At 70.7% G+C, this 17,771-nt stretch carries 20 protein-coding genes; 7 read left to right on the top strand and 13 right to left on the bottom strand.

Annotation, left to right across the window (positions count from 1 at the left end; translation table 11 throughout):
* Positions 1 to 27 precede the first annotated feature (27 nt).
* The 6 genes from FSY98_RS10095 to FSY98_RS10070 all read right to left on the bottom strand — a co-directional run bounded on the left by FSY98_RS10095 (position 28) and on the right by FSY98_RS10070 (position 4,655).
* A complete protein-coding gene (locus FSY98_RS10095) occupies positions 28 to 291 on the bottom strand; it encodes a hypothetical protein (protein ID WP_144876257.1) in 264 nt (87 codons plus the stop codon).
* A gap of 53 nt (positions 292 to 344) precedes the next feature.
* Positions 345 to 1,430 carry a GTP 3',8-cyclase MoaA gene (gene moaA, locus FSY98_RS10090; RefSeq protein ID WP_144876255.1) on the bottom strand — a complete coding sequence of 362 codons (1,086 nt, stop codon included), beginning with the start codon at positions 1,428 to 1,430 and terminating at the stop codon, positions 345 to 347.
* 193 nt (positions 1,431 to 1,623) lie between these two features.
* Positions 1,624 to 2,700, bottom strand: coding sequence for a sulfate/molybdate ABC transporter ATP-binding protein (locus FSY98_RS10085; RefSeq protein WP_260857349.1), 1,077 nt, complete (start codon positions 2,698 to 2,700; stop codon positions 1,624 to 1,626).
* Complete coding sequence (modB, locus tag FSY98_RS10080; protein ID WP_144876253.1) at positions 2,697 to 3,482, bottom strand: molybdate ABC transporter permease subunit; 786 nt, start codon at positions 3,480 to 3,482, stop codon at positions 2,697 to 2,699. The genes FSY98_RS10085 and modB overlap by 4 nt, the downstream gene beginning before the upstream one ends.
* Positions 3,479 to 4,261 (bottom strand): molybdate ABC transporter substrate-binding protein, encoded by a 783-nt coding sequence (gene modA, locus FSY98_RS10075; RefSeq protein ID WP_144876250.1) that lies wholly within the window; start codon positions 4,259 to 4,261, stop codon positions 3,479 to 3,481. The genes modB and modA overlap by 4 nt, the downstream gene beginning before the upstream one ends.
* A 1-nt stretch (position 4,262) precedes the next feature.
* The gene (locus FSY98_RS10070; RefSeq protein WP_144876248.1) at positions 4,263 to 4,655 is read right to left on the bottom strand and encodes a molybdopterin-binding protein; all 393 of its coding nucleotides are present in this window, start codon (positions 4,653 to 4,655) and stop codon (positions 4,263 to 4,265) included.
* Between the two features lie 305 nt (positions 4,656 to 4,960).
* Between FSY98_RS10070 and FSY98_RS10065 the strand changes: the two genes are divergently transcribed.
* Genes FSY98_RS10065 through FSY98_RS10050 form a run of 4 tightly spaced genes read left to right on the top strand, consistent with a single transcriptional unit; the run spans position 4,961 to position 7,666 of the window.
* Complete coding sequence (locus tag FSY98_RS10065) at positions 4,961 to 5,731, top strand: HesA/MoeB/ThiF family protein (RefSeq protein ID WP_144876246.1); 771 nt, start codon at positions 4,961 to 4,963, stop codon at positions 5,729 to 5,731.
* Positions 5,728 to 6,960: a gephyrin-like molybdotransferase Glp gene (gene glp, locus FSY98_RS10060; protein ID WP_144876244.1), complete on the top strand. Its 1,233-nt coding sequence runs from the start codon at positions 5,728 to 5,730 to the stop codon at positions 6,958 to 6,960. The genes FSY98_RS10065 and glp overlap by 4 nt, the downstream gene beginning before the upstream one ends.
* Positions 6,957 to 7,436, top strand: a complete 480-nt coding sequence (moaC, locus tag FSY98_RS10055) for a cyclic pyranopterin monophosphate synthase MoaC (RefSeq protein WP_144876242.1) — start codon at positions 6,957 to 6,959, stop codon at positions 7,434 to 7,436. The genes glp and moaC overlap by 4 nt, the downstream gene beginning before the upstream one ends.
* On the top strand, positions 7,433 to 7,666 hold the full coding sequence (locus tag FSY98_RS10050) for a MoaD/ThiS family protein (RefSeq protein WP_144876240.1): 234 nt from the start codon (positions 7,433 to 7,435) through the stop codon (positions 7,664 to 7,666). Before moaC ends, FSY98_RS10050 begins: the two co-directional genes overlap by 4 nt.
* Before the next feature lie 209 nt (positions 7,667 to 7,875).
* On the opposite strand, the gene FSY98_RS10045 is transcribed toward FSY98_RS10050, so the two are convergent.
* From FSY98_RS10045 to FSY98_RS10030, 4 genes are all read right to left on the bottom strand, one after another.
* Entirely contained in the window at positions 7,876 to 8,316 is a 441-nt protein-coding gene (locus tag FSY98_RS10045) for a molybdenum cofactor biosynthesis protein MoaE (RefSeq protein WP_144876238.1), read from the bottom strand.
* Positions 8,316 to 8,801, bottom strand: coding sequence for a molybdenum cofactor biosynthesis protein B (locus FSY98_RS10040; protein WP_144876236.1), 486 nt, complete (start codon positions 8,799 to 8,801; stop codon positions 8,316 to 8,318). Before FSY98_RS10040 ends, FSY98_RS10045 begins: the two co-directional genes overlap by 1 nt.
* 62 nt (positions 8,802 to 8,863) lie before the next feature.
* A complete protein-coding gene (locus tag FSY98_RS10035; RefSeq protein ID WP_144876234.1) occupies positions 8,864 to 10,432 on the bottom strand; it encodes a molybdopterin-dependent oxidoreductase in 1,569 nt (522 codons plus the stop codon).
* 332 nt (positions 10,433 to 10,764) lie between these two features.
* A complete protein-coding gene (locus tag FSY98_RS10030; RefSeq protein ID WP_144876232.1) occupies positions 10,765 to 11,463 on the bottom strand; it encodes a GTP pyrophosphokinase family protein in 699 nt (232 codons plus the stop codon).
* Between the two features lie 104 nt (positions 11,464 to 11,567).
* Between FSY98_RS10030 and FSY98_RS10025 the strand changes: the two genes are divergently transcribed.
* From FSY98_RS10025 to FSY98_RS10015, 3 genes are all read left to right on the top strand, one after another.
* Complete coding sequence (locus tag FSY98_RS10025) at positions 11,568 to 11,927, top strand: nuclear transport factor 2 family protein (protein WP_144876230.1); 360 nt, start codon at positions 11,568 to 11,570, stop codon at positions 11,925 to 11,927.
* Positions 11,928 to 12,165: 238 nt separating this feature from the next.
* On the top strand, positions 12,166 to 14,142 hold the full coding sequence (locus FSY98_RS10020) for an APC family permease (RefSeq protein WP_260857373.1): 1,977 nt from the start codon (positions 12,166 to 12,168) through the stop codon (positions 14,140 to 14,142).
* Positions 14,143 to 14,311: 169 nt separating this feature from the next.
* Complete coding sequence (locus FSY98_RS10015) at positions 14,312 to 14,905, top strand: GNAT family N-acetyltransferase (RefSeq protein ID WP_144876226.1); 594 nt, start codon at positions 14,312 to 14,314, stop codon at positions 14,903 to 14,905.
* Here the strand turns inward: FSY98_RS10015 and FSY98_RS10010 are convergent.
* The 3 genes from FSY98_RS10010 to FSY98_RS10000 all read right to left on the bottom strand — a co-directional run bounded on the left by FSY98_RS10010 (position 14,892) and on the right by FSY98_RS10000 (position 17,698).
* On the bottom strand, positions 14,892 to 15,596 hold the full coding sequence (locus FSY98_RS10010) for a GntR family transcriptional regulator (RefSeq protein ID WP_186307612.1): 705 nt from the start codon (positions 15,594 to 15,596) through the stop codon (positions 14,892 to 14,894). The two genes, FSY98_RS10015 and FSY98_RS10010, sit on opposite strands and share 14 nt — an antisense overlap.
* Position 15,597: 1 nt before the next feature.
* The gene (locus FSY98_RS10005) at positions 15,598 to 16,302 is read right to left on the bottom strand and encodes a GntR family transcriptional regulator (protein ID WP_144876222.1); all 705 of its coding nucleotides are present in this window, start codon (positions 16,300 to 16,302) and stop codon (positions 15,598 to 15,600) included.
* A gap of 217 nt (positions 16,303 to 16,519) precedes the next feature.
* Positions 16,520 to 17,698, bottom strand: coding sequence for an SLC13 family permease (locus FSY98_RS10000; RefSeq protein WP_260857348.1), 1,179 nt, complete (start codon positions 17,696 to 17,698; stop codon positions 16,520 to 16,522).
* Between the last annotated feature and the right edge of the window lie 73 nt (positions 17,699 to 17,771).

Raw genomic sequence — 17,771 nt, 5'->3', positions numbered from 1 at the left:
AGAGCCGTCACGCGATGAGACGCGGGCTCAGAGCCGACGCGCGGTGATCGCCTCGTCGCCGTGCGACTGACGCAGGGTGCGCAGGCAGCGCGAGCAGAGGATCTCGACCTGACGCGGATGGCCTTCGCCGCAGAGGCAGTCGATCGAGACCCGCCACTTGGCGCGGCGCCCGCACGGTGCATATCCGCTGTCGTCGCCGTGATCGCACTCGCACCGCTGCCGCCCACGCTCGAGGCCGCCGAGCTCGCTCACGTCGACGACGCTCTCGGTGTCTTGCGCCGCAGTCGTCACCAGGCGATGCTCCCAGGACTCCGCGGGCACCGCAAGCCGAGGCCGCGCGTGGATCAGCCGCCGATGGCGTTCATGCCGCGCGCAGGCTGCAAGAACGAGGGATCGTTGATCGCGTGCCCGGGGAGCTTGCCGTGCACGCACGAGCGCAGCAGTGCCTCGATCGCGGCGGCGCGCTCAGACGCTGTCGCCGACGCGGCATCCTCGTCGCGGAGAACTGCCGTGAGGTCGTATTCGGCGTTGGAGAACAGGCAGTTGCGGAACTGCCCGTCGGCGGTGAGGCGCAGCCGGTCGCACGCCCCGCAGAACGGCGCGGTGACCGAGGCGATCACGCCGACCTCGTGCGGGCCGCCGTCGATGCGCCACTTCTCGGCCGGCGCCCCGCCACGGCCGGGCACGGGTTCGAGGCTCCAGCGCTCCCCGAGCTTCTCGAGGATCTCCTCCCGGGTGACCATCGTGGTGCGGTCCCAGGTGTGGCCGGCATCCAGCGGCATCTGTTCGATGAAGCGCAGCTGGGCGCCGACCTCCATGGCGAAGGCGACGAGGTCAGGCAGCTCGTCGTCGTTCACCCCGCGCATCGCGACCGCGTTGAGCTTGAGCGGGCGGAGCTCGGATGCCGCGGCGGCGGCGATGCCCGCGAAGACGTCGTCGATGCGATCGCGGCGCGTCAGGTCGGCGAACTTCTGCCGGTCGACCGTGTCGATGCTGATGTTGAGTCGCGTGAGCCCCGCGTCGACGAGGTCGGGGAGTTTGTCGGCGAGGCTGATGCCGTTCGTCGTCATTGCGACCTCGACCCGGCCGTCCGGGCCTTCGATACGCGAGATGCGGCGCACGACGTCGACGATGTCGCGACGCAGCAGCGGCTCACCTCCGGTGAGGCGGAAGGTGCGGATGCCGAGGCCTGCGGCGACCTCGGCCACCTCGACGATCTCATCGGTGGACAGGATGCTGGAGCGCGCGAGCCACTCGTTGCCCTGCTCGGGCATGCAGTAGGTGCACCGCAGCGAGCAGCGGTCGGTGAGCGAGATGCGCAGATCGCGGTGCACGCGGCCGTGGGTGTCGACGAGCCGATCGCCCATCGCGGCGAGCGCGGCGTCGGGAGCGGTCGTCCGCCGCCCGATCGCGACCGGCACCGCGGTCATCGCCTCTCCCCGTTCGCCATGGTTCGACCCTAGCCCGCGCCGACGGTGCGGGGGCCGTTCCGGCATCCTCACCTGCGCCGACCCGCCCCCGCGATCCGCGCCCCTCCCCTCGTCCGCGACGACTGCACAGGGGTTGATCGGATGACGGGGGGCGAGTCGGCGCGAGAGCAGCGACGGAGGGCCGGGCCAAGGGTCAGGATGCCGCGACGAACCGCACGTGTGCGGGATCGACGTGCAGCGTGAGGGCGTCACCGGGGCGCAGCGCGGTGGCATCCGTCAGCGACAGATCGATGGCGCCGAGGTCGGTGAGAGCGCGCACTCCGGCGATCGTCGGCTCGACGCGGGTCACGACGGCCCGCCACGAGTTCGCTACGCCGACTCCCGCCGCGACGTTCGACCCCACCCGCACGTCGCCGGGGCGGAAGACGGCGGCGAGCGCGATACCGTCGACGGCGGCGAGCGCCTGGGAGGCGGCATCCGCGGCCAGCAACCTGACCTCACCGCGGGTCCATGCACCGCCGGCACTGAGTCCGTCGATCCGGTTCACCCCGGCTATCGAGGCGACGAATCCGGATGCCGGGGCGGCGAGCACCCCGCGCACGTCGCCCTCCTGCGTGACCCGCCCCGATTCGAGCACGACGAGGCGGTCGGCGAGGGCCACCGCGTCGGCGGCGTCGTGTGTCACCGCGACCGTGGTGGTGTCCGCGAGCTGGTCGCGCAGCATCCGTCTGATGTCGCCGGCGGTCTCGGGGTCGAGGGCGACGAGCGGCTCGTCGAGGAGCACGACGCTCGGTGCCGCGGCGAGCGCCCGGGCGACCGCGACCCGCTGTGCTTCGCCGCCCGAGAGCTGGTGCGGACGTCGGTCGCCCGCCCCGGGGAGGCCGACGCGGGCGAGCCAGTCGTCGGCATCCCGACGAGCCTCGGTCGCCGAGACGCCGGCGGCTCGCGGGCCGAACGCGACGTTCTCGCGCGCGCTGAGATGCGGGAAGAGACGCGGATTCTGCCCGAGCAGCACGATGCCGCGTCGCATCGGCTCCGTGCGAACCCGGGGTGCCGTGACCCTGTCGACCACCTGACCGTCGACCGCGATCTCGCCGTCGTCGAGCGCGTCGAATCCGGCGAGCGCCTGCAGCAGCGTCGACTTGCCGGCACCGCTCGGGCCCATGACGGCCACGGTCTCTCCGCCGGCGACCTGCAGCGCGACGTCGACGGCGAAGTGCTCACGGCCGACGACGACGTGGGCGCGCAGACCGGCATCCTGAGCGTTCACCGCGCCGCCCCCGGACGCCAGCCGCGCACGAGCAGCAGCACGGCGATCGCCGCCGCCAACAGCAGCAGAGCGAGGGCGACGGCCGTGCCCTGCGAGACGCCGGCGCCGTTGAACGCGGTGTAGATCGCGAGCGGCATGGTCTGCGTGACGCCGGGGCGGTTGCCGGCGAACAGCGCAGTCGCGCCGAACTCCCCGATCGCGCGGGCGAAGCACAGCACGACGCCGGCGACGATGCCCGGCGCGGCGAGCGGGAGCGTGATGCGGCGCAGGATCGTCCAGCGGCTCGCTCCGAGTGCGGCGGCGGTGCGCTCGTAGTCGACCCCCGAGGTGCGCACGGCCCCTTCGACGGCGAGCACGAGGAAGGGCAGCGCCACGAACGTCTGCGCCAACACGACGGCAGGAGTGCTGAACGAGAGCCCGAGTCCCCCGAACCAGCCGGCGCGGCCGAAGAGATAGAGCAGGGCGACACCGCCGACCATGGGCGGCAGCACGAGCGGCACCGTGACGGCGGCGCGCAGGACGGCTGCGATACGCGCGCCCGAGCGGGCGATCGTGAGCGCGAGCGGGACTCCCACGATCACGCAGATGACGGTCGCGAGCAGCCCGGTGCCGAGGGAGAGGACAAGGGCCGACCGCGCCGCCTCAGACGTCACGTCGGTGAGGAAGGTCGACCACTGCACGCGCGCGACGAGCGCCGCGAGGGGAAGGATCAGGAAGGCCAGCCCGAGGAGCGCCGGCACGACGATCGCACGCGGCGCGTAGCCGCGCGCGTCGGCGCTCACGGGGCTCCGAAGCCGTGGTCCGCGAGGATCGTCTGCCCGGCGTCCGACAGCACGAAGGCGACGAACGCCTCGGCCGCGTCGCTGTTCGGCGCGCCATCGAGCGCGGCGATCGGGTAGTGGTTCACGACGTCGTCGGCGCCGTCGGGCACGATGACCTCGACGTCGTCACGGCCGACCACGTCGGTCGCGTAGACGAGTCCGGCATCCGCCTCTCCGGCGGCGACCTTGGTGAGCACGGCGGTGACGTTCTGTTCCAGGCTGGCCGGTTCGACGCTCAGGCCGGCATTCGACAACAGGGTGGTGGATGCCGCTCCGCACGGCACCTCCGGAGCGCACAGCACCGTCGTGACGTCGGCGAGATCGGCCAAGGCCTCGACGCCGCCCGGGTTCCCGGCCGGCACGGCGATCACGAGCGTGTTCGACGCGAACAGCGCCGGGTCGATGGCGAGGTCCCCGAGCTTGTCCATGTTCTTCTCGTCGGCCGACGCGAACACGTCGCCGGGCGCCCCCTCCTGCAGCTGCGTGACGAGCGTCGATGAGCCGTCGTATACGGGGCTGAAGCTCACGTCGGGGTTCTCATCGGTGAAGGCGGCCCCGATCTCGTCGAACGCGTTCTTCAGCGACGCCGCGGCGTAGACCGTGAGGTCACCGCTCAGCGTGCTGCTGGCGGGAGGGGCTGTCTCATCCGGGGTCGGCTCGGCGGACGGCGACGAGCACCCGGTCAGGGCGAGCGCGGCGAGCGCCAGCACGGCGGCGGATCGGAGGAGCGAGCGGTTCATGTCAGCCCTTCGGCACTTCGACGACGACCTGCGTCGCCTTGACGGACGCGGTGGCCAGGGATCCGACCTCCAGATGGAGCTCGCGGGCGGCCTCGGCCGACATGAGCGAGACGACGCGGTGCGGACCGGACTGCAGGTCGATCTGCGCCATCAGGCCATCGATCTGCACGCGGGTGACGATGCCGACGAACCGGTTGCGGGCGCTCGACTGCGCACCGCTCGGGTCGGTGACCTCGTCGGCGAGGGCGATCGCGCGGGCGGCGAGCGCGTCACCGGGGATCTCTGCGGGCACCGCGTCGGTCGTGGGGAGCACCCCCTGGTCGATCCAGCGGCGCACGGTGTCATCGCTCACACCCAGCAGCTGGGCGGCACGTGCGATCCGGAAGCTCTGCATGGGTCAAACGTACCGCAGGTGAGGGTTATCGGAGTCGGATTATCCGCACAGGCGGATCTTTTGCGCACTGCGCATCGTCTCGGACTGAGGAGGATGCGGCGACGCGTCGTCGCGTTGACGCGGCGTTCCGATTCGTCGAAGCCCATCCCCCGGCGTCGAGACCCACCGCCCCGTACGTCGCGGGTGGTGGGTCTCGACGCGGATGGTGGGTCTCGACGCGGATGGTGGGTCTCGACGCGGGACGCGGGACGCGGATGGGGGTCTCGACGCGCCGGTAACCCGCGAGCGCCCCTTAGCCTGGTCCCATGCAGCCGCTCGTCGCCCCCGCGCCAGCCCTCGATCCGGCGGAGCTCGTCCGCACGGCCCGCCACGCCGTCCTCGCCGGCATCGGCGAGGAGGGGCAGCGTCGCCTCTCGGCATCCCGAGTGGTCGTGGTCGGCGCTGGTGGCCTCGGCTCCCCCGTGCTGCTCGCCCTCGCGGCGGCCGGCGTCGGCACCATCGCCGTGATCGACGACGACGTGGTCGAGCTCACGAACCTGCAGCGGCAGCTCGCACACCGCGCCGAAGACATCGGCACTGCGAAGACGCTCTCCGCCGAGCGGGCGATCACGGCGCTGTCGCCCGGTGCGGTGGTGGTGCCGCAGACCGTGCGCCTCGACGCCTCGAATGCGACCGAGCTGTTCGACACCGCCGACGTCGTGGTCGACACCAGCGACTCCTTCGCGACCAGGCGTGAGGTGGCGGCAGCGGCGGAGCAGCTCGGCATCCCCCTCGTCTGGGGCGCCGTGCAGGAGTGGCATGCGCAGGCGACCGTGTTCTGGTCGTCGCCGCCCGCCGGGCATGAGCCGGTCGTGCTCGCCGACCTCTTCCCCCCTGGCACCGAGGGCGAGCCGCCGAGCTGCGCGCAGGTCGGCGTGCTCGGAGCGCTGTGCGTGCAGGTCGGCGGCATCCTCGCCGGCGAGGTCGTGAAGCTCATCACCGGCGCGGGCGAGCCGCTGCTCGGTCGCCTCGCCATGATCGACGCGCTCACGGCGCGGCAGCACGAGATCGCGATCCGCCCGGCGGTGGCGGCATGAGCGCCCGGCGTACGGTCGAGGAACAGCTCGCCCGCGTGCTCGACGCGGTGCACACGCTCGATGTCGAGCAGGTGGCGACCCAGGATGCCGCCGGCCGCACCCTCGCGGCCGACGCCACCGCCGCCCACGACATCCCCCTGTTCGACAACTCCGCGATGGACGGATTCGCCGTAAGAGCGGCCGATGTCGCCACGGCCTCCGCCGAAAACCCCGTGACGCTGCGGGTGGTCGCCGACCTGCCTGCGGGGGTCTCTGACGACCCTGCGCTCGGCGCGGGCGAGGCCGCGCGGATCATGACCGGGTCTCCGGCGCCGACCGCTGCCGACGCGATCGTGCCCTTCGAAGACACCGCTGGTGGGCTCGCCGACTCGCTGGGCGAGGTGCAGGTGCTGCGCGCCCCGGCATCCGGCGCCTTCGTGCGTCGCCGCGGCGCCGACCTGCAGGCCGGCGACACCGTCGTGCGCGCCGGTGAGCGCCTGGGTGCGTTCCAGCTCGCGGCGGCCGTCGCAGCGGGCATCGACCGCGTCGCCGTCACCCGCGCACCGCGCGTCGCCGTCGTCTCGACGGGCAGCGAGCTGCTCTCCCCCGGCGAAATGCCCACGCGCGGACGCATCCCCGATTCCAACGGACCGCTGCTACAACAGCTCGTGACGGATGCCGACGCCGTCGTCGTGCTCGTCGCCCGCGTCGCCGACGAGGCGGATGCCGTGGCGGCCGTCACCGCTGAGGCGGTGTCTCTCGACGCCGACGTCATCGTGTTCACCGGTGGCGTGAGCGCAGGGGCCTACGAGCCGGTGCGCGGCGCCTTCGACGGCCGCGGGGAGGTGGAGTTCGCGAGCGTGGCCATGCAGCCGGGCAAGCCTCAGGCCTTCGGCGCGCTGGGCTCGGGCACCCTCGTCTTCGGGCTGCCCGGCAACCCCGTGAGCGTGGCGGTGTCGTTCGAGGTGTTCGTGCGACCGGCGCTGCTCGCTCTGCAGGGTCGCAGCGAGATCCACCGACCGCGTGCCTCCTTCACCGCCGACGCCGACTGGAACACGCCGCCCGGACGCCGCCAGTACCTGCCTGCGGTGGTCGACCTCACGGCGCGCACCGTGCGACCGGCGACGGCCGGCGGTTCGGGCTCACACCTCGCCGGCGGCCTCGCCCGCGCGCACGCGTTCGCGATCGTGCCGGCCGAGGTCGAGCGGGTCGCCGTGGGTGACGTGATCGATGTCATGCTGGTCGGATGAGCTTCCCGCATCTCGACACCTCCGGCCGTGCGCACATGGTCGACGTGACCGGCAAGCAGCCGACGGTCCGCACCGCCACCGCCCGCGGCTTCGTGCGGTGCAGCCCCGAGGTCGTCGCTGCTCTGCGCGACGGCACCGCGCCGAAGGGCGACGTGCTCGCGGTCGCCCGGATCGCCGGCATCCAGGCCGCGAAGTCGACACCGGCGCTGCTGCCCCTCGCCCACGTGATCGGCGTGCACCGTGCGAGCGTCGAGCTCGACATCGTCGACGACGGTGTGCACGTCGAGGCCACGGTCGGCACGGCGGACCGCACCGGCGTCGAGATGGAGGCGCTCACCGCGGTGTCGGTCGCAGCCCTCGCCATCGTCGACATGATCAAGGGCCTCGACCGCTCGGTCGTGATCGAAGACGTGCGCATCGTCGCGAAGTCGGGCGGACGTTCCGGCGACTGGGTGCGCGAGGGAGAGACGCGATGACCCGCGTGCGCTACTTCGCCGCCGCTGCGGAGGCCGCGGGGACGGATGCCGAGGAGCGGTCCGAGCCGACCCTGCAGCAGCTCCGTGATGCCGTCGTGGCCGAGCACCCGGCGCTCGCAGACATCCTGCCGCGCTGCGCCGTCATGGTCGACGGCGTGCGAAGCGACGACGACCGCGCCCTCGATGACGCGCTGCTCATCGACGTGCTGCCGCCCTTCGCCGGAGGCTGAGCGGCGGGGTCACGCGGGACGAAGCGCGGTGCCCCCCCCCCCCCCCCCCCGGTCGTCGAGCCAGCGCAGCGAGACGACCCGCGGTGATGTGCCCCGCGGGACGTAGCGCGTTTCGTCTCGGTCGCTCCGCTCCCTCGCTCAACGACCCGCGGAAAACCCGGTCGTTGAGCGAGCGAAGCGAGACGAAACGCGGCGGGGATCCCGGAGGGTCAGCCGCCGATGCCCTTCCACAGCGTCGAGCCGTCGGACTCCAGCTGACGCTTCCACACCGGCAGATCGCGCTTGATGTCTTCGATGACCGCGCGGCACACTTCGAACGCCTCGGCGCGGTGCTCGGCGGCGACGGCGATGATCACCGCGGCGTCGCCGACCTCAAGGCGGCCGATGCGGTGACTGACGGCGACGTCGACGCGCGCTCCGCCCACGGCATCCGCCCCGGCCTTCTCGGCGATCGACCGCAGCACGGCCTCGGCGTCGGGATGCGCGCTGTATTCGAGGCCGACGACCGGGGTGTCGGCGTCGGGGTCGTTATCGCGCACGCGACCGATGAAGGTCGTGACCCCGCCGAGCGCCGGATGCTCGACCGCGCGCAGGTGCGCGTCGAGATCGAGCGGCTGCTCCGAGATCGCTACCAGCTGGACTGTGTTCATCAGTGGTCCCCCCCGTCGACCTGATCCACGATGTGCCGGGCGACGCCCACCACGATCGGCACCCCGGAGGCGACGGCACGCGTCGATCCGGGAAGATTCACGACCAGCGCACCGGCCGGGTCGACCACGCCCGCGAGTCCGCGGGACAGCACCGAGAGCGGCGTGTCGGCGAGCCCGCTGCGGCGCAGTTCCTCGGCGATGCCGGGCAGCTCCCTCGTGATGACCTGCCTGGTGCCCTCGGGCGTCAGGTCTCGGGGCGCGACACCGGTGCCGCCGGTGGTGACGATGAGACGCACACCCCTGGCGACGGCGCGGCGCAATGCGTCGGCGACCGACTCCACCCCGTCCGCGATGATCTCGGCATCCGGGCAGTGCCACCCGGCATCCCGCAGCAGGCCGACGGCGATCGGACCGCCGCGGTCCTCCCGCTCGCCCGCGAAAGAGCGATCGGACACGGTGATCACACACGCGGGAAGCGACGTCATGGCTCCACCCTAGGGGCACGTCGCCGCGTGGCCCCAGGGGAGGGCCGACACGGGCGCACGACTCAGGCGACGCGGATCAGGGACCGCTGCCATCCCGACGATCCATCGGGGGCGATCGGTGCACGTTCCTCGATCTGCAGGTCGCCGTTCTTGTTGACGGCGCGCACCGCCACGTAGTGGGTGCCGGGGGTCGCGTCCCACTCCATGAACCACTGCACCCAGGTGTTCTCGTTGATCGGGGCCGACAGGGTCGCGGGGGTCCAGTCGCCGTCGTCGATGCTGACCTCGACGCGGTCGATGCCCACCGTCTGCGCCCAGGCGACGCCGGCGATCGCGACCTTGCCCGCCTCGACAGCCGAGCCGAGCTTCGGGGTGTCGATGCGCGACGAGAACTTGATCGGAGCTTCGGCGCTGTACCCGCGCGGGGTCCAGTACGCCTCGTCCTTCTCGAACGTCGTGACCTTGAGCTCGGTGACCCACTTGGTCGCCGAGACGTAACCGTACAGACCCGGCACCACCATGCGCACGGGGAATCCGTGCTCGGGCGGCAGCGGCTCACCGTTCATCGCCACAGCGAAGATGGCGTCGAGGTTGTCGTCGGTCAGGGCCGACAGCGGCGTGCTGGCGGTGTAGCCGTCGACGCTCTTCGAGAGCACCATGTCGGCATCCGCCTTCACGCCCGCTTTCTTCAGCACGTCGCGCACCGGCACGCCGAGCCACTTGGCGTTGCCGACGAGCTCGCCGCCGACCTCGTTCGACACGCATGTGAGCGTGATGACGTACTCGTCGAGGCCCATGTCGAGCAGGTCCTGGAAGCTGATCTCGACGCGCTCGTCGACCATGCCGTCGATCACGAGACGCCAGGTGGCGGGGTCGACCGTCGGCACCGTCAGCGCGGTGTCGACGCGGTAGAAGTCCTTGTTCGGGGTGAAGAGCGGGCTGATGCCCTGCACGTCGAGCTCGGCGCCGTCGGGGATCGTGACGGTCGAGTTCGGCTTCGGCAGCGTGAGGTTGTCGCGGATGGCCTCGACCGAGGTCACGGCCATGCTTACAGCGCGCGAGGCGACGCCGACGACGACGGCTGCCGCCCCGGCGATGCCGGCGAGCACGAAGAACTGACGGCGACCCAGGGCCTTCGGGGCTTCTTCGCTGTCGGCGGGAGCGGCCGCGCCCTTCCACGCACGGAGGCGGCGCGACAGCATCACGAGGATGACGGCGCCTGCCGCGGCACCGAGGATCGGGGGCAGGAAGCCGAGCGGGCTGACTCCGGCGCGCGTCACGACGGCAGCGGTCGAGAGGGCGCCAGCGATCGCGATGACGATGACGCCGAGCGGCGGACGCACGTACTCGAGGATGCCGCCGATCGCCGAGGCGATCACCACGGCCAGGCCGAGGCCGGCGAGGAGGGCGATCTTGTCGTATTCGCCGAAGGTCGCGATCGCGAACTCCTTGAACGGCTGCGGCACGATGTCGATGACGAATCCGCCGACCGCGAGCACAGGGCTCGCCGATCGAGCGAGGATCAGCGCGAAGAGCTCAGCCACCGCGAGGAACACCGCCCCGCTGACGAGTCCGGCCAGGGCGGCCCAAGCGAAGAACCGCTTGCCCCCCTGCGTGCTGCGCTGCGCCATGATGCATCCCTCCGCCGTGTGTCTCACTGTATTCGGAGCGGAGGGAGGATCGGATGCCGCGGCGCGCGACGCGCGGGGCGCCATCCGTCCTTCTCACTTGGCACCTCTTGTCGCAATTCCCGGGGAATCCCCGCAACAGGTGCCAACTCAGCGGTCGGTGAGGTCGGAGCGCGTCGCGGGCGAGCTGGCGAAGATCGACGCGCCATCCTCATTTGGCACGTCTTGTCGCAATTCCCAGGAAATTCCCGCAGCAGGTGCCAACTCAAGGGGAGATGCCGGGCGAGGCGCGGGGCGAGGCACGCGAGGCGCGAGGCGCCGCCGGGCGCGCGACGTCAGACCTGGACGACGTGCGGGGGCGGCGGCGGCGGCAGCTCCCGCTGGGGAACGCCGTGCGCCTCGCGGTGCAGACGCTCCATGCGGCTGTCGAGTTCGGCGGCGGCCTGCGCGGCATCCGTCAGACTCTCGACGAGGTGCGAGGGCACCTGGTTCGAGAACTTGTAGTAGATCTTGTGCTCGAGGCTGGCCCAGAAGTCCATGGCGATTGTCCGGAACTGCACCTCGACGGGCACCGACAGGGCCCCGGTCGAGAGGAAGACCGGAACCTCGATGATCGCGTGCAGGCTCTTGTAGCCGTTGTCCTTCGGCTGGGCGATGTAGTCCTTGACCGTGCGGACCGTGACGTCGTCCTGCGCGGTGAGCAGATCGAACAGACGGTAGACGTCGGCGACGAAGCTGCAGGTGACGCGCACGCCGGCGATGTCGGTGATCTCCGACCTGATGCGCTCGAAGTCGGGTTCCTCGATGCCCTTGCGGGCGATCTTCTCGACGATGCTGTCCGGCGTCTTCAGACGACTCTTGACGTGCTCGATCGGGTTGTACGAGTGGTGATGGGTGAACTCGTCGCGGAGGATGCCGATCTTCGTCTCGACCTCGCGCATCCCGAATTCGTACTCCCGCAGGAACCGCTGGAACTCGTCGCGGAGCTCCCGAGTCTGCTGTATCGCGTCGTCGGTGACCTGAAGAGACGTCATGCTCCCGACGTTACGCGTTCGTGATCGGAATGGGCTGTGGATCCGCGATGACGCGTGTCGCCCTCCCTTGACCCGGTCGCGGAGGTCGGTCTAGAACGGAGCACATGACGACTGCGGGAGAGAAGTGGACTGAGGCGTACGTCGAGGCGTGGCGATCGAACGATCCGGAGCAGATCGGCGCGCTGTTCGCCGATGACGCGCGATACCTGACCCGCCCCGATGCCGAGCCGCGGCTCGGGCGCGACGCGATCGTCGCCGGGTGGCTCGACGATCTCGACGAGCCGGGCTCGTGGTCGTTCAGGTGGTGGATCGTGCGGGAGGATGCCGGATTCGTCGCCGTCGAGGGCCGCACCGAATACCCCGCGGAGCGCGACTACCTGAACCTCTGGATCGTGCGACTGGATGCCGAGGGCAGGGCGACCGAGTTCACCGAGTGGTACATGCCGCGTCCCCACGAGGACTGAACGGGGCGCGTCGCCCCTCGCGGCGGGCCGTTCGCCCGTGAGGATTCCGTTAGGGAGGCACGACGCGCCGTAGGGATTCCGTGAGGATGACGTGAGGGAAGCGTCAGCGAGCGTAAAGTCGCCGGACGTGTCAGAAGAATCACGCGAGACCACGGATGCTCCTCCGCTCGCCAAGCGCATCCTCATCGGCGAACCGCTGACGAGTCAGCAGGTCGACGATCAGCTGTTGCCCAAGAAGATGGCGCTGCCGATCTTCGCATCGGATGCGCTGAGCTCCGTGGCCTATGCGCCGCAGGAGCTCGTGATGATCCTGCTCATCGGCGGCCTGACGTTCCTCTCCTTCACGCCGCTCGTCGCCACGGCCGTCGTCGTGCTGCTCATCGTCGTGGTGCTGAGCTACCGCCAGCTCATCAAGGCCTACCCGTCGGGCGGTGGCGACTACGAGGTCGCGTCGAGGAATCTCGGCGAGATCCCGGGCGTGATCGTGGCGGCGGCGCTGCTGGTCGACTACATCCTTACCGTCGCGGTGTCGGTCGCCTCGGGCGTCGACAACATCATCTCCGCGGTGCCGGGCCTCGACCCGTTCCGCGTCGAGCTCGCCGTCGGCTTCGTGATCCTGATCATCATCGTGAACCTCCGCGGGGTGCGCGAGGCGTCGCTCGTGTTCGCGATCCCGACCTACGTGTTCATCGGCTCGGTCGGGTTCATGATCGTGACGGGTCTCATCCGCACGTTCCTCGGCGACGCGCCCGTGGCGTCGAGCGCCGAGTTCGCCGTGCACTCCGAGGACCTCGGTCAGGCAGCTGTGATCCTGCTGATCCTCCGGGCGTTCTCGAGCGGATGCTCCGCCCTCACCGGCGTCGAGGCCGTGTCGAACGGCGTGCCCGCGTTCCGCACCCCGAAGATCCGCAACGCCCAGACCACGCTCGTGCTCATGGGGTCGATCGCGGCGTGCCTGTTCGCCGGCCTCACCGCGCTCGCGCTGATCGCCGGTGTGCACTACGCCGAGAACCCCTGCGACCTCGTCGGCTTCGACTGCTCGAACCCGCAGCCGAGCCTGATGGCGCAGATCGCCTCGGCGACGTTCGGCGGCGGCAGCATCCTCTTCTTCGTCATCCAGGCGGCGACCGCGTGCGTGCTGCTGCTCGCCGCTAACACGGCGTTCAACGGGTTCCCGCTGCTCGGCTCGGTGCTCGCCCGCGACGGCTACGCCCCGAAGTCGCTGAACACCCGCGGCGACCGGCTCGTGTTCTCGAACGGCATGATCGTGCTCGGGATCGCCGCGATCGCGGTTCTCGTCGTATTCCAGGCGCGGCTGACGACCCTCATCCAGCTCTACATCATCGGCGTGTTCGTGTCGTTCTCGCTCGGACAGATCGGCATGGTGCGGCATTGGCGGCGTGTGCTGCGGGGGCCGGCGGAGAAGACGTCGGATGCCGGGATCGACGGCGCCTCGGCATCCGACCGGCGCTCGGCCAAGATCGGACTGGTCATCAACACCGCCGGCGCCATCCTGACGGTGCTCGTGCTGGTGATCGTGACGATCACCAAGTTCACGCACGGCGCGTACCTGGTGTTCTTCGCGATCCCGATCCTCGCGTTTCTCATGATGGGCGTGAAACGGTACTACCGCGACGTCGAGCACGAGATCGCGATCGACGACACGACGAAGTTCGGTGCGACGGGCGATCTGGCGATCGTGCTCGTCAACCGACTGCAGAAGCCGGTCGCGAAGGCGATCGACTATGCCGTGGCCGCGAAGCACGATAAGACGATCGGACTGCACGTCGCCGTGGCATCCGACGACGTGGCCGAGCTGCAGCGCGACTGGCGAGAGCATCAGGTGCCCATTCCGCTCGTGATCGCCGAGTCGCCGTATCGCGCGTTCGCGCAGCCCGTGGCGCAGTTCATCAAGCAATACCGGGCGAAGCACGGCGCCTCGGTCGTGACCGTCTACCTGCCGCAGTACATCGTCGGGCACTGGTGGGAGACGTTCCTGCACAACCGTCGCGCCCGCCGCATGGCCAACCAGCTGATGCTCGTGCACGGCGTGACGATCACGCTCGTGCCGTGGCTGCTCGACTCGTCGGAGCTGATCTACGGGCGGAGGTCGCGTCCGTTGCCCGGTCAGGAACGCGCCGGCCGCCCGGTTGTCGGCCCCGTCGTGGTGAACGGACGCCGCGCGCATCGGCCGGAAGGCCCGCCCGAGGCGTAGGCCGGGGCCGGGAGCGGGCCGGGAACGGGAGCACCCCGCGCCGAGACCCACCATCCGCGCCGAGACCCACCATCCGCGACGTCGTTCGTGGTGGGTCTGGACGCGGATGATGGGTCTCGGCGCAGAACTGGGCGGGAAGAAGACGCAGCCTCGTCTCTAGGCTGGGGTGATGAGCTCGCACGACGTCTGGCCTGTCCGCACCGACCGGCTGCAGGTGCGACCGATGACGGCGGACGACGTCGACGTGATGTGGGAGTGGCGACGCCTGCCCCAGGTGAACCGCTGGCTGGGGCTCGCGCCCGACACGATCGAAGCCTTCCGCGAGCGCTACCTCGACCCCGACCGGTTGCGCGCGATGTACCTCGTCGACCTGCTCCCCGAAGACGGCGGCGACGCTCCCCGGCCGATCGGCGACGTGATGATCAGGGTCGGCGACGGATGGGCGCAGCTCGAGGTCGCGGACCAGGCGAAAGGCGTCGAGGCGGAGCTCGGGTGGGTGCTCGACCCCGAATACACCGGGCGGGGCTATGCGACCGAGGCGATCCGCGCGGTCATCGACACGTGCCTCGGACCCCTCGGACTGCGCCGCGTGCACGCCGGATGCTTCGCCGACAACGAGCCGTCGTGGCGCCTCATGGAACGCCTCGGCATGCGGCGCGAGGAGTTCAGTCGCAAGACCGCCCTCCACCGCTCGGGCGAGTGGCTCGACGGGCTGAACTACGGCATCCTCGCCGAGGAATGGGCGGCCCTCAGGGCTCGGTGACGCCGTCGACGACGAAGGTGTAGAGGTCGCGCACGATATCGGCCGCTTCCACTCGATCGCGCTCGCGGGCGGCCGCGACAAGCGCCTCGACCACCGACTGCAGCATCGCGGGATTGCGCGGACGACTCAACGAGCGGATGCCGAACAGCAGCGCCCGGCGCTTCGCCGTGTGCAGCGCCCGCAGATAGTCGTTGCGTGAGAAGGCGGCGAGCAGGTCGAGGAGGTCCCAGAGGCCTTCGGCTCCGACGTTCTGGTCCTGATCAGCATCCGTCCAGAGCGCGGCGACCTCGGACGCCCGCTCGACGAAGGCGTTCATCTCGGCATCCGTCGCGTGTGCGAGACCCAGGTCGACCGCGGTGGCGGACAGTCCGACGCACTCGGCCGCGACGGCGACGAACCACGCCGGGGTAGGGGTCGTGACGACGGAGGCGCGGTTGAAGCGCGGCTCGACCAGGTGCATCGACTCGAGTGCGGCGAGCGCGGCGCGCACCGTGGCCGCCGAGACCGAGAGACGCTGGGCGAGCGCGGAGACCGACAGGGGCTCGCCCTGCCCGATCTCCCCCGAGAGGATGGATCGCCCGAGACTGTCGACCACGGCATCCGCTCGGGAGGAGACGAGCGGCACCGACGGCTCGGCTCCTCCGATCAACCGGGTGTACGAGAGGCCGTCGTCCGGCGCATCGGGGCTCACGTCACGCCTGCCCGCCCGACGCGGCGGCAGCAGCCGCGGCCTCGCGCAGCGGCGCGATCGTGACGTGGGCGAAGAGCGGCTCGATGACGTCGCGCATCCCGCGACCGTCGCGACGGGCGACCGCTTCGCGCAACTGCTCGAGGGCCGTGCGCATGTGCACGGCGAACGCCTCCGGCACGCGCTCACCGGGGACGGTGCGGGTGAGGTGCGGGGCGAGCTGGCCGTCGAGGATGTCGATCATCGTGCGGTTGCCGGCGTTCATCACGATCTCGGCCCAGAGGGCGTACCAGTGCTGCAGACCCTCCCGCGTCGCCGCCCACGCCAGGTCGGTTTCGAGCATGGCATCGATCCGGCGTTGCAGCGACGCGATCTGCGCATCGGAGTACTCCGATACGGAAGCCATCGCGCAATAGCCGATCATCGCTGCCGCGGCTTCGGCCCGGTCAGCCTGGGAGTTCAGGTCGACGGGCGCGACGCGGGTGAAGCGGTTGGTGCGCACCTCGACGAGTCCCAGGTCGGCGAGGCGGTTGAGGGCCTCGCGGATCGGGGTGCGGGAGACGCCGTACTCGGCCTGCAGATCCTGATCCCTGATCTCCTCGTACGCGCGCATGCGGCCCGACACGATCTCTTCCGCAATCGTGGCGAAGACCTGGTCACGGATGAGCTGTCGCGGCCGGATCGGAGGATGCCCGCTGTTCTCGTCCACGGGCACACTCTAAGTCGCCGTCATATCGGGGCACCGCATATCGGAGACTGAAGTTTCACTCCCGCCCCGGTCTCGTGGGTACCGTCGAAGACGTAGGGCAGCGGCTCACATTTCCGGCACACCTCCCCCACCGTGCCGAGGACCTCCCCAGTTCCCTTTGACCTGGGCCGCTGCCCTTCTCCATGCCCGGATGCGGCGCTGCGCGCCCGGGCCACCGTCAGCCGGCGACGAGAGCGAGCGCGAGAGTCGCGATCACCACGGTCGGCACCGCGACCGCCGCGCCCCACAGCATGAGGGTGCGCCAGCGGATCTCGACGCCCAGCGACACGACCCGGTGGTGCCAGAGGAGCGTCGCGAGCGACGCCCACGGCGTGATGAGCGGCCCGAGGTTCACGCCGATCAGCAGCGCCATCAGGGTGACGGGATCGGATGCCGCTGGCTCGAGGATCAGATACGCGGGCAGGTTGTTGACGCCGTTCGCGGCGAGTGCCCCGGCAGAGGCGAGCCCGAGCAGTTGCGCGACCCCGTGCCCGTCGGTCGCGAGGGCGGAGAGGAAATCGAGGATGCCGTTCGCGTGCGCCGTCTCGACGAGGACGAACAGCGATGTGGCGAGACCGATCGCCTGCCACGGCACGAGCGACAACCGCAGCACGTGACGCCGCCGCACGGCGAACAGGACCACGAGCAGCACGGCAGCGACGGTCGCCGGGATCCACACGTCATGGGTGAGCGCGAGCAGCGGCATGAGGAGGATGAGGATGCCGGCGGCTCCCCAGAACAGCACCCGGTCTGACGGGGCTCCGGCCGACGGCATCCGATATCCGCCGAAGAGCGTGCGGCGGTGCACGATCGTGAGCAGCGCGACCGGCACGACGACGCCGACGAGGGTGGGCGCCCAGCTCAGGGCGAGGAAGGATGCCGGAGACTCGCCGATGGCCGGCGCCGCGAGCAGGTTCGTGAGGTTCGAGACGGGCAGCGCGAGGGATGCCGTGTTCGCGAGCCACACGGTCGCGAGCGCGAACGGGAGCGGCGAGACGCCGATGCTCTGCGCCAGCACCACCACGACCGGGGTGACGATGACCGCGGTCGTGTCGAGCGACAGGAACACCGTGCTCACGACCGCGAGCAGCACGACCGAGGCCCACAGCGAGATCACGCGGCTCCTGCCCCAGCGGGCGAGACGCTGCGCGACGACGTCGAACACCGCCGCGTCGCGCGCCAGCTCGGCGACGATCGTGATCGCGACGACGAACCCGAGGACGGGGGTGATGCGGGCGCCGAGGGCTCCGGCATCCGGTGCGGGCAAGAGATCGGTGACGAGGCAGATCAGGGCGACCGCGACGAGCACCAGGACGATGATGGTGCCCGGCCCCAGCCGGCGTCGCGTCGCGCTCACTTCGTGAGTGTACGGCCGGTCGGGGCGGATGCGGGGGTGCGGGGCGTTCGTTTCGGGGTCGGGATGTGCGACG

It is taken from the genome of Microbacterium sp. 1.5R (assembly GCF_007667425.1).
Taxonomy (GTDB): domain Bacteria; phylum Actinomycetota; class Actinomycetes; order Actinomycetales; family Microbacteriaceae; genus Microbacterium.
The sequence above is the reverse complement of the archived record's forward strand: the minus strand, read 5'-3'. Positions and strand labels throughout refer to the sequence as shown.

Excerpts from the sequence above, each read along its gene's own strand:
- moaA (WP_144876255.1), bottom strand. The coding sequence starts at position 1,430 with ATGACCGCGGTGCCGGTCGCGATCGGGCGGCGGACGACCGCTCCCGAC.
- modA (WP_144876250.1), bottom strand. The coding sequence starts at position 4,261 with ATGAACCGCTCGCTCCTCCGATCCGCCGCCGTGCTGGCGCTCGCCGCG.
- FSY98_RS10070 (WP_144876248.1), bottom strand. The coding sequence starts at position 4,655 with ATGCAGAGCTTCCGGATCGCACGTGCCGCCCAGCTGCTGGGTGTGAGC.
- FSY98_RS10065 (WP_144876246.1), top strand. The coding sequence starts at position 4,961 with ATGCAGCCGCTCGTCGCCCCCGCGCCAGCCCTCGATCCGGCGGAGCTC.
- glp (WP_144876244.1), top strand. The coding sequence starts at position 5,728 with ATGAGCGCCCGGCGTACGGTCGAGGAACAGCTCGCCCGCGTGCTCGAC.
- moaC (WP_144876242.1), top strand. The coding sequence starts at position 6,957 with ATGAGCTTCCCGCATCTCGACACCTCCGGCCGTGCGCACATGGTCGAC.
- FSY98_RS10050 (WP_144876240.1), top strand. The coding sequence starts at position 7,433 with ATGACCCGCGTGCGCTACTTCGCCGCCGCTGCGGAGGCCGCGGGGACG.
- FSY98_RS10045 (WP_144876238.1), bottom strand. The coding sequence starts at position 8,316 with ATGAACACAGTCCAGCTGGTAGCGATCTCGGAGCAGCCGCTCGATCTC.
- FSY98_RS10040 (WP_144876236.1), bottom strand. The coding sequence starts at position 8,801 with ATGACGTCGCTTCCCGCGTGTGTGATCACCGTGTCCGATCGCTCTTTC.
- FSY98_RS10035 (WP_144876234.1), bottom strand. The coding sequence starts at position 10,432 with ATGGCGCAGCGCAGCACGCAGGGGGGCAAGCGGTTCTTCGCTTGGGCC.
- FSY98_RS10030 (WP_144876232.1), bottom strand. The coding sequence starts at position 11,463 with ATGACGTCTCTTCAGGTCACCGACGACGCGATACAGCAGACTCGGGAG.
- FSY98_RS10025 (WP_144876230.1), top strand. The coding sequence starts at position 11,568 with ATGACGACTGCGGGAGAGAAGTGGACTGAGGCGTACGTCGAGGCGTGG.
- FSY98_RS10020 (WP_260857373.1), top strand. The coding sequence starts at position 12,166 with ATGGCGCTGCCGATCTTCGCATCGGATGCGCTGAGCTCCGTGGCCTAT.
- FSY98_RS10015 (WP_144876226.1), top strand. The coding sequence starts at position 14,312 with ATGAGCTCGCACGACGTCTGGCCTGTCCGCACCGACCGGCTGCAGGTG.